This window comes from Psychromarinibacter halotolerans, assembly GCF_029168315.1.
GTDB lineage: Bacteria > Pseudomonadota > Alphaproteobacteria > Rhodobacterales > Rhodobacteraceae > Psychromarinibacter > Psychromarinibacter halotolerans.
Window position 1 is genome coordinate 326,313 of the sequence record NZ_JARGYD010000001.1, and the last position, 15,778, is coordinate 342,090.

18 protein-coding genes are annotated in these 15,778 nt (G+C 64.8%); 11 read left to right on the forward strand and 7 right to left on the reverse strand.

The features are described 5' to 3' along the window. Positions 1–14: 14 nt before the first annotated feature. Positions 15–680, forward strand: a complete 666-nt coding sequence (locus P1K30_RS01485; protein WP_275630898.1) for a thiamine diphosphokinase — start codon at positions 15–17, stop codon at positions 678–680. Here P1K30_RS01485 and P1K30_RS01490 read toward each other — a convergent pair. The 3 genes from P1K30_RS01490 to P1K30_RS01500 all read right to left on the reverse strand — a co-directional run bounded on the left by P1K30_RS01490 (position 646) and on the right by P1K30_RS01500 (position 3,472). Next, positions 646–1,560 carry a DMT family transporter gene (locus P1K30_RS01490; RefSeq protein WP_275630899.1) on the reverse strand — a complete coding sequence of 305 codons (915 nt, stop codon included), beginning with the start codon at positions 1,558–1,560 and terminating at the stop codon, positions 646–648. The two genes, P1K30_RS01485 and P1K30_RS01490, sit on opposite strands and share 35 nt — an antisense overlap. Before the next feature lie 118 nt (positions 1,561–1,678). Next, positions 1,679–2,503, reverse strand: coding sequence for a metallophosphoesterase family protein (locus P1K30_RS01495; RefSeq protein WP_275630900.1), 825 nt, complete (start codon positions 2,501–2,503; stop codon positions 1,679–1,681). Positions 2,504–2,509: 6 nt separating this feature from the next. Next, positions 2,510–3,472, reverse strand: a complete 963-nt coding sequence (locus P1K30_RS01500) for a diacylglycerol/lipid kinase family protein (protein ID WP_275630901.1) — start codon at positions 3,470–3,472, stop codon at positions 2,510–2,512. 145 nt (positions 3,473–3,617) lie between these two features. Here P1K30_RS01500 and P1K30_RS01505 point away from each other — a divergent pair, with 145 nt between their 5' ends. The 4 genes from P1K30_RS01505 to P1K30_RS23915 all read left to right on the forward strand — a co-directional run bounded on the left by P1K30_RS01505 (position 3,618) and on the right by P1K30_RS23915 (position 8,126). Further along, entirely contained in the window at positions 3,618–4,472 is an 855-nt protein-coding gene (locus tag P1K30_RS01505) for a type IV pili methyl-accepting chemotaxis transducer N-terminal domain-containing protein (RefSeq protein WP_275630902.1), read from the forward strand. 336 nt (positions 4,473–4,808) lie between these two features. Further along, positions 4,809–6,137, forward strand: coding sequence for a trigger factor (tig, locus tag P1K30_RS01510; RefSeq protein ID WP_275630903.1), 1,329 nt, complete (start codon positions 4,809–4,811; stop codon positions 6,135–6,137). Between the two features lie 188 nt (positions 6,138–6,325). After that, the gene (locus P1K30_RS01515) at positions 6,326–7,450 is read left to right on the forward strand and encodes a hypothetical protein (RefSeq protein ID WP_275630904.1); all 1,125 of its coding nucleotides are present in this window, start codon (positions 6,326–6,328) and stop codon (positions 7,448–7,450) included. A gap of 157 nt (positions 7,451–7,607) precedes the next feature. Next, a complete protein-coding gene (locus tag P1K30_RS23915; protein ID WP_338052339.1) occupies positions 7,608–8,126 on the forward strand; it encodes a DUF6647 family protein in 519 nt (172 codons plus the stop codon). A gap of 3 nt (positions 8,127–8,129) precedes the next feature. Here the strand turns inward: P1K30_RS23915 and P1K30_RS01525 are convergent, their stop codons facing one another. Continuing rightward, on the reverse strand, positions 8,130–9,125 hold the full coding sequence (locus P1K30_RS01525; RefSeq protein ID WP_275630906.1) for a Hint domain-containing protein: 996 nt from the start codon (positions 9,123–9,125) through the stop codon (positions 8,130–8,132). A gap of 142 nt (positions 9,126–9,267) precedes the next feature. Here P1K30_RS01525 and P1K30_RS01530 point away from each other — a divergent pair, with 142 nt between their 5' ends. Next, positions 9,268–9,690: a globin domain-containing protein gene (locus P1K30_RS01530; RefSeq protein ID WP_275630907.1), complete on the forward strand. Its 423-nt coding sequence runs from the start codon at positions 9,268–9,270 to the stop codon at positions 9,688–9,690. 544 nt (positions 9,691–10,234) lie between these two features. Further along, positions 10,235–10,867 (forward strand): hypothetical protein, encoded by a 633-nt coding sequence (locus tag P1K30_RS01535; RefSeq protein WP_275630908.1) that lies wholly within the window; start codon positions 10,235–10,237, stop codon positions 10,865–10,867. 86 nt (positions 10,868–10,953) lie between these two features. Here P1K30_RS01535 and rplI read toward each other — a convergent pair whose 3' ends face one another. The 3 genes from rplI to rpsF are packed head-to-tail and all read right to left on the reverse strand — an operon-like array spanning position 10,954 to position 12,205. Further along, entirely contained in the window at positions 10,954–11,595 is a 642-nt protein-coding gene (gene rplI, locus P1K30_RS01540; RefSeq protein WP_275630909.1) for a 50S ribosomal protein L9, read from the reverse strand. An 11-nt stretch (positions 11,596–11,606) separates the two neighbouring features. Further along, the gene (rpsR, locus tag P1K30_RS01545) at positions 11,607–11,834 is read right to left on the reverse strand and encodes a 30S ribosomal protein S18 (protein ID WP_005608650.1); all 228 of its coding nucleotides are present in this window, start codon (positions 11,832–11,834) and stop codon (positions 11,607–11,609) included. Positions 11,835–11,851: 17 nt separating this feature from the next. Beyond that, positions 11,852–12,205 carry a 30S ribosomal protein S6 gene (gene rpsF, locus P1K30_RS01550; protein ID WP_275631551.1) on the reverse strand — a complete coding sequence of 118 codons (354 nt, stop codon included), beginning with the start codon at positions 12,203–12,205 and terminating at the stop codon, positions 11,852–11,854. A 273-nt stretch (positions 12,206–12,478) separates the two neighbouring features. Between rpsF and P1K30_RS01555 the strand changes: the two genes are divergently transcribed. From P1K30_RS01555 to P1K30_RS01570, 4 genes are all read left to right on the forward strand, one after another. Next, complete coding sequence (locus P1K30_RS01555; RefSeq protein ID WP_275630910.1) at positions 12,479–13,060, forward strand: hypothetical protein; 582 nt, start codon at positions 12,479–12,481, stop codon at positions 13,058–13,060. 114 nt (positions 13,061–13,174) lie between these two features. Next, complete coding sequence (fabD, locus tag P1K30_RS01560; RefSeq protein ID WP_275630911.1) at positions 13,175–14,116, forward strand: ACP S-malonyltransferase; 942 nt, start codon at positions 13,175–13,177, stop codon at positions 14,114–14,116. Between the two features lie 316 nt (positions 14,117–14,432). Further along, a complete protein-coding gene (gene fabG, locus P1K30_RS01565; protein WP_275630912.1) occupies positions 14,433–15,170 on the forward strand; it encodes a 3-oxoacyl-[acyl-carrier-protein] reductase in 738 nt (245 codons plus the stop codon). A 186-nt stretch (positions 15,171–15,356) separates the two neighbouring features. Continuing rightward, on the forward strand, positions 15,357–15,593 hold the full coding sequence (locus P1K30_RS01570; protein ID WP_275630913.1) for an acyl carrier protein: 237 nt from the start codon (positions 15,357–15,359) through the stop codon (positions 15,591–15,593). The last annotated feature ends 185 nt before the right edge of the window (positions 15,594–15,778 follow it).

The following is a 15,778-nucleotide window of genomic DNA, read 5'->3' on the forward strand; positions in this document are numbered from 1 at the left end:
CCATTAATAATCGCATGAAAAAATCGTTTGTCCAATCACAGGTGCCGGTCACGCTGGTGGGCGGCGCGCCGCTGGAAAGCGCGCGTCTGCAAGAGTCACTGGCGCTTGCGCCTTGTCTTGTTGCCGCCGACGGCGGCGCGGCGCGGGCGCTGCAGGACGGTCTGCAACCCGAGGCTGTGATTGGCGACATGGATTCGCTTGACGCAGGCGCCCGGGCGCGCATCGATTCCGCACGGATTCTCGAGATCGCCGAGCAGGACACCACCGACTTCGACAAGTGCCTTGCCCAGATCTCGGCCCCGCTGGTGGTCGCCGTCGGGTTCACCGGGGCGCGGTTGGATCACGAACTGGCGGTCTATAATGTGCTGGCCCGCCGCAGCCCGGCCGAAGCCGTGGTGTTCGGCACCCACGACATCGCCTTTCACGCGCCCCCGACGCTGCGGCTGGACCTGCCAGAGGACAGCCGCGTGTCGCTGTTCCCGATGGCGGCCGTGACGGGACGCAGCCGGGGGCTGCGCTGGCCCATCGACGGGATCGATTTTGCCCCGGACGGGCGGTCGGGGACCTCGAACGCGGTGTCGGGCGGGCCGGTCGAGTTGGAATTCGACGGTCCGGGGATGCTTGTGATCCTGCCGCGCACGGCGCTTACACAGGTGGTCCGGGTACTTTCGGGCGGCTGACCTTGTGCTCGCGGTAGATCACGTACAGCCCGGCGGCGATGGTCACGAGGATACCTGCGGCGGCCAGCCCGTCGGGTAGGTCGCGGAAGATGATCCAGCCGATCAGGGTGGCGAACGGGATTTCAAGATACTGCATCGGCGCAAGGGTCGAGGCGGGCGCGAAGCGCAGCGACCACGTCATCACAAGGTGGGCGACGGTGCCGACCACGCCCATCGCGCCCATCAGCCACATCTGGTTCCAGCTTAGGTCGGCAGGAGCCAGCCCATCCCAGCCGAACGCATCGGCCGCAACGATCAGCGGGAACAGCACGACGCTGGCCATGACGCCGCTGACCGCCTGAAGCGTCACCGGATCGGCGGCCTTGGCGATGCTGCGGGTCACCAGCATGAACAGCGCGAAGATCACCGCCACGGCCAGCGGCCACAGCGCCGGGGCGCCGACCTCGGCAAAGCTGGGCTGCACCACCATCAGCGTGCCCGCGAACCCCACGGCGCAGGCGGCAAGCCGGCGCGGGCCGACCTGTTCGCCCAGAACCAGCCATCCCAGAAGCAGCATCAGGAACGGCATCACGAAGGCGATGGCGATGGCATCCGCCAGCGGCAGGTAACGAAGCGCGATCACCACCGCCGCGATGCCGGCCACATGCAGCACGGTGCGCAGGGCCGTCAGCCACAGCACGCGGGCGGGCAGGGCAAAGGGCGACCCGTGCCGCCGCGCCAGCGGATAGAGGATCAGCGCCTGCACCGCGAACCGCGTCACAAGGATCTGCAACAAGGGAACGACGCTGCCCAACAGCTTCGCCAAGGCGTCGCCGAACGGCGCCAGCATGCAGAAGGCCAGCATCAACATGATGCCCAGAAGAGGACGGTCGGAACTCATACCACCGGCATAGGGGGGACCGATGCCGAAGAAAAGGGCAGGCGGCGCCGGTCAGGCTGCACGGGTCCGCTTGGTCGGGCCACGGCCGCGACAGGCGCGCCCGTGCCGAGCATAACGCCTAGGCGACCTGTGTCTTCGGTTCCGACAGCGTGGACAGCCCCGAGGGCCCGCGACGAAAGCGGATGCGGTCGGCCTCGTCGAAGGCAAGCGTGGTGTCCTGCACCACCATCCGCGTCACATCCAGCGTATCGGCGGTGACGTCGAGCCGGGCGAAGTCGTTCACCTCTCCGCGCAGGCGCGAGGACAGGCTGGTGCCAGAGTGGATCTGCACCGGACCTTCGGACCGCGTTCCCGTCAGGAACGGCCCGGCGCGCCAGCGGTGCAGGTGTCCCGACAGCACGACATGGGTGTTGCAGGCGGTCAGGCGCTCCAGACCGCTGGCGGCGTGCTTCATCAGCGACTTGTCCACGTCGTCTTCCTGCTCGAACGGGTGATGCGCGAACAGGATATTCAAACGGTCCTTCGGCCCCTCGCAGAAGACGCGGCACAGCCGGTCAAGATCCCGGCTGCGGATGCGCCCGCGCTGGTGCCGATGGGGGTCGACCGTGTTGCATCCCACCACGGCGACCTTCTCGTCGATATAGGCCGGGGCAAGGACGGGGCTGATCCACCGGCTGTATTTGCGGTAAGGGCGCAGCACACGTTCGCCAAGGTTATATAGCGGCACATCGTGGTTGCCGGGCACTGACAGCCACGGCGCGGGCAGACGGTCGAGGAAGGCGCGCGCCTCGCGGAACTCGGCCGAGCGCGCCCGCTGGGTCAGGTCGCCCGAGACGATGACAAGGTCCGGTTCCGCGTCCGCAATCGCTTGGTGCAGGGGCGTCAGAAGTTCCGGCCGCGCGCGGCCGAAGTGAAGGTCGGACAAGTGAATCAGTCGCGTCATGACGTCTTATCTAGCGTGATCCCGGCTTGGGACGATGACTTGCAGATCGGTATCGTCGCGGGAAATCGTGAACGGCGCCTTCATGCGCGCGATTTCCCCGTCGCGGACGACGTGGCGGAACGGCTTGTCCGTCTCGATGGTGATGTCGCGCCCGGTGAACAGTTCGAAATCGCGGCCCTTGCGCATCCCCGTCACGACCAGCCGCACCGCCTGCTTGATCATGTGCCAGCGGCCACGGTCGCGCGAGACGTAGACGGCGAGGTTGCCGTGTTTCAGGGCGTCCGAGCCTTCCAGCCCGAATTCCTCGATCTGGTAATCGCTGTTGGCGACGAAAACGAGCGCGCTTTTCATCTCGTGCCGGGTACCGTCGACCGTGATGGTCAGGCGCATCCGGCGATACAGGCGCAGCATGGCGGTGATCACCGACCAGTACGCGGCGGCGCGGCTGCGCCCGAAGCGGCGGTAGATCTCTTCGCGTTGGCGGCGGATCATCGAATAGATGCCGATTGAGCAGTTGTTCAGGAACAACCGCCCGTTGATGCGCCCGAAAGCGGCCGGTCGGGCGGTGCCGGTGCGGAGCACGTCAATCGCGCCGTGCAGATCCTCGGGGATGCCAAGGCCGCGGGCGAAATAGTTGAAGGTCCCGGCGGGGATGACGCCAAGGGTCGTGCCGGACCCGGCCAAAGCCTCTGCCACCGCAGAGATCGTGCCGTCGCCGCCGACGGCGATCACGGTGGCCGCGTTCTCGGCCACGGCGTCCTTTGCCATCTTCTCGATCGGGTCCGCGCCCACAAGCCGAAGCTCGCCGTCCGGGAGTTCGTCAAGATAGGCGGACAGGGCGGTTTTGACCTGATCCTCGTCGTCGCGGCCGGATTTCGGATTCATGATTACAATGATTTTGCCGCCGCGCGGGGCCGTGTACGCGCCGTCGTAGTCGAACGTCTCGCTGCGGGGGAGTTCCAAAACCATGCCTTTCACAATCTTGTCCTGTCCACTCAGCGAACGCGGCGGCGCGGCAAGATGTTCCCGGGAAGCGGGCCGGTCGGGGCGAAGTAACGCAAGGTTAAACCTTCGCGGCTAGTCCAACATCGAATGCCGCGCCGAAGGAGGTTTCATGCCCCGCATCCTGACGACCCTTACCGTTGTTCTTGGCCTTGCCGGCCTTGGACAGCCTGCGCTTGCCATCGGCGACTCGGTGGATGCCAAGCGAAAGATCAACATCGCCGGGGCGCAGCGGATGCTGTCGCAGCGGATCGCGGGGAAGGTGTGCCTTGCCGCGCAGGGGATCGAGGCGGAGAAGAACGGCGACCTTGCCCGCGCCGCCGCGGACAGGTTCGGCACCGCGCTGGTCGCCTTGCGAAACGGGAACGCCGACTTGGGCATCTCTGCCGAGGCAGAGCCAAGCGTGCTGGTCGCCCTCGCGGCGGTGGACACCCTGTGGAAGGACTATCTTCCCGCGATAGAGGTCACGCTGGAAACGCCAGCCACGCTGAAACAGATCGCGGCGAAGGCGCTGCCGATGCTGCTGGCGACGCACAAGGTGGTCGTCGCGCTGGAAACGGCGAATGCCGATACCTCTGTCGACCCGTTTCTTGCGCGTGGGCTGAACGTGTCCGGCCGGCAGCGGATGCTGACCCAGCGCGCCTTAGCCGAGGCATGCCTGCTGTCGGCGGGGCACGACGTGTCGCTTAACGCGGCCTCGCTGAAGGCGACGATCGCGCTGTTCGACGACTCGCAGGCGGGGCTGATCGACGGCAACGACACGCTGGGGCTGCAACCAGCGCCAACGCCGGAACTGCAGGCGCAGCTTGAGAAGGTGAAGTCGCTGTGGATGCCGATGCGTGAGATCCTGATGAAGGCGGCAGGGGGCACCCCGCTGTCGGCGGACGAGTTGGGCGCGCTGTCCGCCAGTCTGGACGCCGTCCTGAAAGAGGCGAACGCCGCGGTCAGCATGTACGAAGGTCTGTAGGGCCGCGGCGGCGGGAAACCGTTGCCGGGCGGGCTGTTGTGCGCCCGGTGCCGCGACCTGTTCCGGGATGCCGCGCTGCGGCGGTGAGGGGCCGTTCGGCACCGATCACGCGTCCGGTCGGCCGCCTGCAGACTGGATCACGTTCGCGCCCGGGATGGCGTGCGCGGCGGCATATGGCGTTGCGGGCTGGTCGGGTTGCTGAATTCCGCGGCGCGCGGCCAAGGCGCATTGGGCCATTTCGACTTGCGAAGCCACCGCGCCGGCCCTATTAGGGCGTCTGATTTTGCGCGGGCCGCGACCCTTTTCCCGGCGGCCCCACGGGAGAATGAGGACGATATGCAGGTCACCGAGACCCTGAACGAAGGTCTGAAGCGCGGCTACTCGATCACGCTGACCGCCGCCGAGCTGGACGAGAAAGTCAACGAAAAGCTCACCGAGGCGCAGCCCGAGGTCCAGATGAAGGGCTTCCGCAAGGGCAAGGTGCCGATGGCCCTGCTGAAAAAGCAGTTCGGCCAGCAGGTCATGGGCGAAGCGATGCAGGAAGCCATCGACGGCGCGATGTCCAAGCACTTCGAAGACTCGGGCGACCGTCCGGCGCTGCAGCCGCAGGTCAAGATGACCAACGAAGCGTGGAAAGAAGGCGACGACGTCGAGGTCGAGATGACCTATGAGGCGCTGCCCGAGATCCCCGAGGTCGACGCGAAGTCGATCAAGCTGGAAAAAATGACCGTCGCCGCCGAAGACGAAGCCGTCGACGAGGCGCTGCAATCGCTGGCCGCCAGCGCGCAGAACTTCGAGGCGAAAGACGGCGCGTCGGAAGACGGCGATCAGGTCGTGATCGACTTCAAAGGCTCGGTCGACGGCGAGGAATTCGAAGGCGGCGCCGCCGAGGATTACCCGCTGGTTCTGGGCTCGAACAGCTTCATTCCCGGTTTCGAGGAACAGCTTGTCGGCGTCAAAGCCGGTGACGAGAAGAACGTCGAGGTCAAGTTCCCCGAAGAATACGGCGCGGAACATCTGGCCGGCAAGGACGCGGTCTTTGCCTGCACCGTGAAGGAAGTGAAAGCTCCGGTCGCGGCCGAGGTCGATGACGAGCTGGCGAAGAAATACGGTGCCGAGGATCTGGACGCCCTGAAGGGTCAGATCCGCGAGCGTCTGGAATCCGAATACGGTCAGGCCGCCCGCGCGGTGATGAAGCGCCAGCTGCTGGACGCTTTGGACGACATGGTGAAATTCGACCTGCCGCCGACGCTGGTCGAGACCGAGGCGAAGCAGATCGCGCACCAGCTGTACCACGAGGATCACCCGGACGATCACGGCCACGACCACGGCGAGATCGAGCCGACTGACGAGCACAACACGCTGGCCGAGCGCCGCGTGCGCCTTGGTCTGCTGCTGGCCGAACTGGGCCAGAAAGCCGAGATCCAGGTGACCGACGCCGAAATGACCCAAGCGGTCATGCAGCAGGCGCGCCAGTACCCGGGTCAGGAACGCCAGTTCTTCGAGTTCGTGCAGAACAACCCGCAGATGCGCCAGCAGCTGCAGGCGCCGATCTTCGAAGACAAGGTCGTCGACTACGTGTTCGAGCTGGCCGAGGTTTCGGAAAAGCCGGTCAGCAAGGAAGAGCTGCAGAAGGCGGTCGAAGAGCTGGAAAGCGAAGACTGATCTGCCTTTCGGCATTATTATCGCGAAGGGCCGCCCGGTGGGGCGGCCCGTTTGCGTTCTGGCCCGCCTTGGACCGCGCCAAAAAGGCAAATCTTGACACGCGGCGGCCGCGCGTCCGATGATCAAGCCCCACCCGATTGACCGGGGGGATGGGGAAATCATTGATACATCTAGATAAAGTCGAAACGTTGATCGACGGAATCTACGAAGCTGCGGGCAACGCGTCCCGGTGGCAGGGTGTTCTTGAGCAGGCGGCGGACCTGTTGGGCGCTGAAAGTTCGCAGATCGGGCACCTGAGCCTTGCGGACCAGACATTCTCGTTCCTGATCACCTACGGCCAGACCTATTCGGAAGAACGGATCCGCCAGTACCAGTCGATGATGGGCGAGGACCCACGGCTGGCGGCGCTGTCGCGACTTCCGTTCCGGGCGATGCATTGCCGGATGGTCTTAAGCGATGAAGAACTGCACGGATCGCAGCTGTACCAAGACGTGCTTGCCCCCGACGGGATCGAATACACGCTGGGCGTCAACCTTGTAGAGGAAGAGAAGTCGACCAGTTTCTTCACGGCGCACCGGGATATTCACCAGCCGCCATTCGGCCCGGAAGAATGTGCGCTGCTGCAAGATCTGGTCCCACACCTGCGCCGGGCGATCCGCCTGTACCACGGGTTCGCCGAGATGGACCTGATGCAATCCGCGACACGTCAGGCGCTGGATCAGGTGCCGCTGGGCGTGTTCATCGTGCGGCCGGACGGTCATTACGTGATCGGCAACCGGATGGCCGAACAGCTTGCCGCGGCGGGGTCGCCCATGCTGATTTCGAACGGCAAGGTGGCGACCACAAGCACCGAGGTGACGCGACGCCTGCGCATGGCGTTGACGCGGGTGATGTCCGAGCCCGATGCCGCACCCGAAGCCCTGCATCTTGCCTCAGCCGACGGCCAGCCGTGTCGCTTGCTTGTGGCGCCGCTGTCGGAGTCGGTCACGGGGCGGACCTTCGTGCGGCACGCTGGCGATCTGGCGGTGATCTACGTCAACAACCCCGCACGGTCCTTCGATCCGCCGTGGGAACGCTTGCAGCATATGTTCGGCCTGTTCCCGTCGGAGGCCAAGCTGCTGGCGCGCCTGGCCGCCGGACAGACCGTCGCCGAGGCCGGGGCCGCGCTTGGCCTGACCGCCGCCAGCGCGCGGCAGTATCTGAAGAACGTGTTCAGCAAGACCGGGACCCACAGCCAAAGCGAATTGCTGCAGGTCGTGATGCAGTCGCCCGCGTGGATGGATCCCGGCGCGGCTATTGCCAAACGGGAATAACCGCGAATCTTAACAAAAGTTAACGTTACGTCATTCAGGCCGGCGTAGATCGAGCTCGGCCGTAGCGCCGGGGTCACGGGACCGATTGCTCGTGTGCCTCGGCGTCCGGGCCATCTGCGACGGCACCCGATGGGGGGTGAGACAGATGGCGGGGCGGATGATAGCGGCGTTGGTCGCTGGGTTTGCAGTAATCACACATGGTGCGTCGGCTGGGCACGCGGCGCTGGAGGGTTGGGCGCCGCCGGACAGGGCGACGCTGGAGGCTTTGACGGTCCGGCTGGATTACTGGCTGGATGCGAACACCGCGTATCCTTCGGGACCGCCACCGCGGATTCTTTTCGTATCGGCGCAAGAAGCGGTCACGTTGCGGGGGCGCGCCACCGCGCGGTATGGCAACGGGCGCCTCCGGGGGCTGTATGACCCGAAATTGCTTACCATCTATCTGGTTGCGCCGTGGGACTATAGCGACCTTCGCGATGCCAGCGTGCTGTTGCACGAGATGGTGCATCACAGGCAGCAACCGGGTCGGCATTGGTATTGTCCCGCCCAGCAGGAGGAAGAAGCCTATCGCCTGCAAGAGGCGTGGCTGGCCGGGCATGGGCTGGAGTCCGGGTTCTACTGGCCGGCGATCATGCTGGCCTCCAGCTGTACGCCGCGGGACTTCCACCCCGATTGACGTTCAGGCGGCGACCAGCAGGCGCGGGGGCTGCGGCACCGGTCCATCCGCGATGCCGATCTGGATGGCGAGGCTGCGCGCCTCGGCAAAGTCGAGCGCCGGGCGGGCGCAGGTCACATGCACGCGGTCGGGATGCAGGCTGTGGGGCAGGGTGCGGTAGGTGCTGGCGAGATTGACGGGTGGTCCTTTCGCAAGGTGAAGGCTTTCCACCTCGGTCCCTTGGGCAAGCAGGACTTCGTGCCGTTCCAGCAGAAGGTGGTGGTAGACGACCCGTCGCATCGCCGCGATGCGGATGCTGCTGCCGTTGACCAACGCAGCGACGGGCACCAGAACCTCGGGGTTGTCGAAGCCAAGCTGCGCCAGCGGATGGCGCAGGATGACGCGGTGATCCTGCGACAGGACCAGCCGGGCGACATTTCCCAACGCGCCGGATTCCACCACCACCGGGGCCGAGGCGCCAAGGCCGACATGCCGGCGATAGCCGCACCACAGGAGGTCCTGCGGGCCGTGATCTAGCGTCAACAGGCGGTCGCCGGGGCGCAGGTACTGAACGGAAATGGGGCCGCGCGTCGTTTCGATGCGGGTGTTCCGGGCGAAACAGACGGGACGCGCGGCGCCCGCCTCGCGCGACCGGAACACGGGCACGGGGCCCGCAGCGGCGCGGGCGGTGTACCATCCGGCAAGGTCAAACCCAGGCGTCCAAACGATCTGCGCCGGGTCGCCGTCGGAATCGATGCCTTCGAACACCAGCGCGGCCGCGCCGCAGGCCAGCCGGTCGGCACGGATGACGGTGGCGTCCGGAAAGCCAAGGTCGCCCAGCGTCAGGCTTACGCGGTCGCCGACGCCGAAGGTCGGGCGGTCGTCGTCGAGAAGGTCGATCGTCAGTCCGCACAGGGTTCCGGGCGGTGCGTCGAAGGAACTGGTGCCGGTGCCGTCATTCACGTTGCCGCCGGACGCCAGGCCAAATTCCGAGTCGAGCGCGTAAACGGTGCGGGACATGGCGGGGTTCCTTTCCCGCTTATAGTCGCCGATTTGACCTTAACGCCCGGTGAATGTGGCACCTGCGCCGCTTGAGGTGGATCAATGAAGCGCACCGTGGGGACTTCTACGCTGGCTGCGATGCCGACCGATGGGGGATGCCATGCCTGTAAGCCACGAACAGATCGCACTGATCCGCTGGAGCTTTGAAAAGATGCGGCCGAACTTGCGGCCGGCGTCGACCGAATTCTACGAACGCCTGTTCGCGCTGCGGCCCGACCTGCGCGCGATGTTCCGCGACGACGACATCGCCGGACAGGGCATGAAGTTCATGACCACGATGGAAACCGTTCTGGACGGGATCGAAGCGCCGCAGGCGGTGGCGGCGCGGATCGCGGAACTGGGGCAGCATCACCGGCGGCTGGGGGTGACGGCCGCGATGTTCGAGCCGATGGCCGACGCCCTGATCGAGACGCTGCGCAGCGTCATGGGCGAGGATCTGGGGGCGGACGTCGAGGCGGCGTGGCGCGCGGCCTACGCCGAGTTGCGGCAGGCGATGGTAAGGGTCGATTGCGGCAAAGGCTGAACAACCCAATTTCACATATCGGCTTTGCGATAGCGTGGATTGCTCGCAAGTCTCCTTGGAGGGGGTCGGTGTAGGTCCTGCACATTGCGTTAGGCCTGACCAATCTAAGGACCTGATGGTCTCTCGACGCTTGCCAGAAGCGTAGAGCAATATTGCAAGGATCTGCGGGCCTTGTCAGCGGTCTTTTATTTCAGTCTATTGTACGATTAATGGTGCAGGTTTCGGTGAAATTTCGCCTGTGCACAACGAAAATCGGTCAGATTCCTGTTGGGGTATAATTCTTATGAAGCTTGTATCGAAATTGTTGAAGGCTCGAACTTCCCTATCTCTTATGAAGTGCTGCGCCTTGATTTTTCTTGTTCTAGGCTTCGTTGTCCCTTCGCGTGAGGCGTATAGTCAAAGCGCACCGCATCCTGCATTTTCGGCAGCGATTTCGGGCTGGACCCTCGACTTTCCACTTAGCGGAAGTTTCGCTGCAACTTGTCCACTTGTGGATACAACTTCCAGACGCTTTGGATGCGTTCTTATTGGATGCCATCCGGGAATGGCTTTGCAGATGGGTATGGTTGTTCTTGGGATGGAACTACCCACTACAATTGCAGATGTTGCGATCACGGTAGATCAAGGTCGAGGCGTTGCAACTGCGATGTCATCGTACGGTGACATCGGCCAAGACAATGGGAATTTCTACTTTTCGCAAATGTACCCCTCCATGCATGCCGAATTGCTTTCTGCATTGAAGCGCGGCCACGGTTTCGAACTGAGAACTCCGTTTTTCGTCGCGAACGGAACGCTTAGGGGGGCGGCTGCAGCAATTTCAGCCGTTGAGGCGAGTTGCCCTTTTACCGAGTATGATCCAGCCTTCGAAAGTCTTGCCGCCTCTGAGCGTGCTTCAAAGCCATTGGAGAAGTCACCGACCGCAGAAGCACCTATCATAGAGCCAGCAATCGAAGGGGACATTCCGGATATGTTTCGGTGGTACTTCGAGACGAACGACTGTGTCGCTACGGAGAACGAATTGGCGCAGTTGGTAACCGAGCGCTACGATATGTGGACGGCTAACATAGCAATCGTCAATTGGACAAAGTCCGACGAATTCAGGCAAAACTATCGCCTTATTTCTCGTGCGCCTTTCACATATCGCTACCTTGGGTCGGAAATCTGTTCGAGGGAATAGGTTTGAGAGCCTGGTAATAGCTGACTAAACGCGAAGGGCCGCTCCTTAAATAAGGAACGGCCCGAAAGTCTTTGATTCGGCGAAGATTACTTGTCTTCGTCGACGTCCGGCTGGTCGTCGCCGGCGGTTTCGCTTTCCGGGGTCGCGACGGTCAGATCGTCGTCGTCCGAAGCGGCGCCGCCGATGTCGTCGAACAGTTCCGAAATTTCGAACTCGGCAGCGGCTTCCTCTTCGGCGGCCAGCTCCTGGATCGACTTGCCGGATTCCTGAAGCTCGGCTTCCTCGATGGAGCGCGCGATGTTCAGGGTGATCGTGGCTTCGACCTCGGGGTGCAGAACGACGGTGACGTCGCGCAGACCCAGTTCCTTGATCGGGTTGCCGATGACGACCTGCTTGCGGCTGATCGTCAGGCCCTCGTCCTTCGCCACGGCTTCGACGTCACGCGGGGTGACCGAACCGTAAAGCGAACCGGAGTCCGATGCCGAGCGAATCACGACGAACTTCTGGCCGTCGAGCCGCTGGGCCATTGCTTCGGCCTCTTTCTTGGATTCGAGGTTCTGGGCTTCCAGCTGAGCTTTCTGGCCTTCGAAGGCGGCGACGTTCTCTTTCGAGGCGCGCAGAGCCTTTTTCTGGGGCAGCAGGAAGTTGCGGGCATAGCCCTCTTTCACGCTGACGACGTCGCCCATCTGGCCGAGCTTCGCCACGCGTTCGAGAAGAATGACATCCATTGTCTTGCTCCTTACTTCACAGCGTAGGGCAGCAGGGCGAGGAAGCGGGCGCGCTTGATGGCACGGGCCAGTTCGCGCTGCTTCTTCGCCGAGACGGCGGTGATGCGGGACGGGACGATCTTGCCGCGCTCAGAGATGTAGCGCTGCAGCAGACGGGTGTCCTTGTAGTCGATCTTGGGTGCGTTCTCGCCGGAGAAGGGGCACACTTTACGACGGCGGAAAAACGGTTTCGCGGCCATGATTTACGCTCCTCTACTTAGCGGCGTTCGCGACGGTTGTCGCGTTCGTCACGCTTCTGCATCTGAATCGACGGGCCTTCGGCGTGTTCGTCGACCTTGATGGTCATCACGCGCATCACGTCGTCATGCAGGCGCATCAGGCGTTCCATTTCCTGGACGGCCGGCGCCGGGGCGTCGGTGCGCAGGAAGGCGTAGTGGCCCTTGCGGTTCTTGTTGATCTTGTAGGCCATCGTCTTGACGCCCCAGTACTCTTTGTCGACGACCTTGCCGTCGTTGTCGGTGAGTACCGATTCGAAGTGGTCCATCAGACCTTCGGCCTGCGCGTTGGACAGGTCCTGACGCGCAATGAATACATGCTCGTAAAGCGGCATGTTCACTCCATTTCTATCGCGGGCGCATTTCATAGGTCCGGCCGGATGATCCCTTCGCTGGCCGGTCCACGAGAGTCTGCGCCGTTTCCGTGACGTTCGCGAAGGGAAGCCGCCTTATACAGTGCGGGGGCCGCGATGCAAGCCTTCCCGGAAAACCCCCGGAGCGGTCGAAATGCCGCCCCAATCGGGGCTTAGCCCTGTCCGGGCCACTCAAGACGACCCAGACGAGTACTTCGCTTGCCCGACTTCTCCATAAAGCTGTTGTCCAGCCTGATGCCAGACCTGCTTCGCCGACCGCCTCTGACCGTGCTGGACACGGGCTGGGGGTATATTATCCGGTCCTCGCACCCCAGCGGGGCGCTGTCGGACCGGGTCGTGACCGGGGTGCGCGCCGGGGCCGTGGCCCTGTGCGCGGCGATCGCGCTGCTGTCGCCCGGCGGGCTGGCCGCGAAGGCCGCCCTGTGTCTGCTGGTCATGGTCGCCCTGCGGCTTGGCCTTCGGTGGGTGCGGGTGCGGCGGGTCTACGAGGTGCAGGTGGACCAACGGCGGCGCGAGCTGCGGTTCGGGTTCCATGAAGGCACCGAGGGCACATGGATCACCGAAGACATGCGGTTCGACGACGTGGGGGGCAGTTCGATCCGCCGCGGGGCCGACATGCCCGGTCTTTGGCTGAAGCTTCGATCCGGCGACACGGTTGCGGTCGCGGTCGCGGACCGCGAGGCGCTGATCGCGGTAAGCGACCGGCTGATGGGCGATGTGCTGCCCGAGGCGCGGCAGGCGGTGGTGCCGTCGCGGGGCACAGGCCCCCGCGCCCGAAGCGTCTTTCCGCCGCTTGCGCCGCAGGAAATGACTTGATCCGACGCCATCCCTGACAGGGTCCGGACCGCCCGCCGCGATTGCAAGGCGCGTCGCGGCGCTGTATTGGCGCGCGCAGTCAGATATTCAGCACAACCACACGAGGGGAGCGGCATGGCGCGCGCATTCATCTTTCCGGGACAGGGTGCCCAGGCAATCGGCATGGGGCAGGCGCTGGCCGAGGCCTATCCGGCCGCAAAGGCGGTGTTCGACGAGGTGGACGCGGCGCTTGGCGAAAGCCTGAGCGGGCTGATCTGGGACGGCGACATCGAAACCCTTACGCTGACGAAGAACGCCCAGCCGGCGCTGATGGCGACGTCGCTGGCGGCGATGGCCGCGCTGGAGGCCGAAGGCGTGACCGTCGAGGCCGCGGATTTCGTGGCGGGGCACTCGCTGGGCGAATACTCGGCGCTGGCGGCGGCGGGCGCGATCTCGGTCGGGGATACGGCGCGGCTGCTGCGCACGCGCGGCACCGCCATGCAGGAGGCCGTGCCGGTCGGCGAGGGCGCGATGGCGGCCCTGCTGGGGCTGGATTTCGCCAAGGCCGCCGAAGTAGCTGAGGCCGCGTCGCAGGGCGAGGTCTGCGAGGCGGCGAACGACAACGATCCCGGACAGGTCGTGGTTTCGGGCGCCAAGGCTGCGGTCGAACGCGCGGTGGATCTGGCCAAGGAAGCCGGCGCGAAGCGGGCGGTGATGCTTCCGGTCAGCGCCCCGTTCCACTGTGCCCTGATGGCGCCGGCAGCGGATGTCATGGCCGAGGCGCTGGCGGGTGTCGAGATCCGCGCGCCCAAGGTGCCCGTCGTGGCGAACGTGCGCGCCGAGGCGGTCAGCGACCCCGACCTGATCCGGCAGCTTCTGGTCGAGCAGGTCACGGGCTCGGTCCGCTGGCGCGAGTCGGTGATGTGGATGGTGGCGCAGGGCGTCACCGAGACATGGGAAATCGGCGCGGGCAAGGCGCTGACCGGCATGGTGCGCCGGATCGAGCGGTCGGTCGCGACGAACACCGTCGGCTCGCCTGACGAAGTGGCGGCGGCAGCTGCGGCGCTGAAGGGCTAGGGCGGACGTTGGGCGGGGGCTACCCCCGTCGCACCGCAGGTGCGCTTTGAGGGTGGCTGACGGGGGGCTCTGCCCCCGTCGCACCGCAGGTGCGCTTGGAAGGTGGCGTAAGGGGGCTCTGCCCCCGTCGCTTCGCGACTCCCCCGAGGTATTTTTCAAGAGAAGAAGCCCGGGGCCGTTCGGCCGGGGGCGGACGCGACCGATGCACTGGTAGAACGGGACGCGCGTCCTTGGTGGGTGGGGGAAACCCTATGCACTGGCAAAACGGGGCGCGCGCTGCTAACCGGGGCGCAGATTACGAGACCGGAGAGACCTCATGTTCGACCTGACAGGGAAATCGGCGCTGATTACAGGCGCTTCGGGTGGGATCGGCGGCAGCATCGCCCGGGCGCTGCATGGCGCCGGTGCGACGGTGGGCCTGTCGGGCACCCGGACCGAGCCGCTGGAGGCGCTGGCCGCGGACTTGGGCGAGCGCGCCCATGTGCTGCCGTGCAACCTTGGCGATCGCGATGCCGTGGCGGCGCTGCCGAAGCAGGCCGCCGAGGCGATGGGCGCGGTGGACATTCTGGTCAACAATGCCGGGATCACCCGCGACAACCTGTTCATGCGGATGTCGGACGAGGAATGGGACAGCGTGCTGGAGGTGAACCTCACCAGTTCCATGCGCCTGACCAAGGGCTGCCTGCGCGGCATGATGAAGGCGCGCTGGGGCCGGATCATCTCGATCGGGTCGGTCGTGGGCGCCGCGGGCAATCCGGGGCAGGGCAACTACGCCGCCGCCAAGGCGGGTCTGGTCGGCATGACCAAGTCGTTGGCCTATGAAGTCGCCAGCCGCGGCGTGACGGCCAACGTGGTGGCGCCGGGCTTCATCAGCACCGCGATGACCGACAAGTTGACCGACGACCAGAAGTCGGGAATCCTTGGGCAGGTGCCGGCTGGGCGCATGGGCGACCCCGAAGAGATCGCGGCCGCCGTCCTGTATCTTGCCAGCCCGGAGGCGGGCTATGTCACCGGGGCGACCTTGCACGTCAACGGCGGCATGGCCATGTTCTGACCTGCCGGACCGGCACGGGAGAAACGGGTTGCCTGCGTGGAACGATGTGCTATAGGCGGCGCACGATTTGGCTGGTATCCCTTGGAAATCCGGCAACTGTTGCTTGGCGGCAGGCTACGGTGAGGGCCCGAAGGGGCAACACATAATGAGCGGGTGTGGACCCCGAGTAGGAAACGAGGAAACAAGATGAGCGACGTCGAAAAGCGCGTTAGGAAAATCGTGGTGGAGCACCTTGGCGTGGAAGAAGAGAAGGTGGTCGAATCCGCTTCCTTCATCGACGACCTGGGCGCCGACTCTTTGGACACCGTTGAACTGGTCATGGCCTTCGAGGAAGAGTTCGGCATCGAGATCCCGGACGACGCCGCCGAGACGATCCAGACCTTCGGCGACGCGGTCTCTTTCATTTCGCAGCACACGGACTGAGGTCCCCGTCCGCAACCAACGGACGAGCGAAACGTATAAGGCGCCCCCGGCCGGGCGCCTTTTTCGCATTTGCCGCCCGCGACGGGCGCCGCGGCCGCGAGTCCCGCCGGAACCCGGCAGGCCCCGTGACCGGCGGGCGGCGATCCGCTCAGGATACCGGTGCGGTGGGCCTTGCCCACGTGACG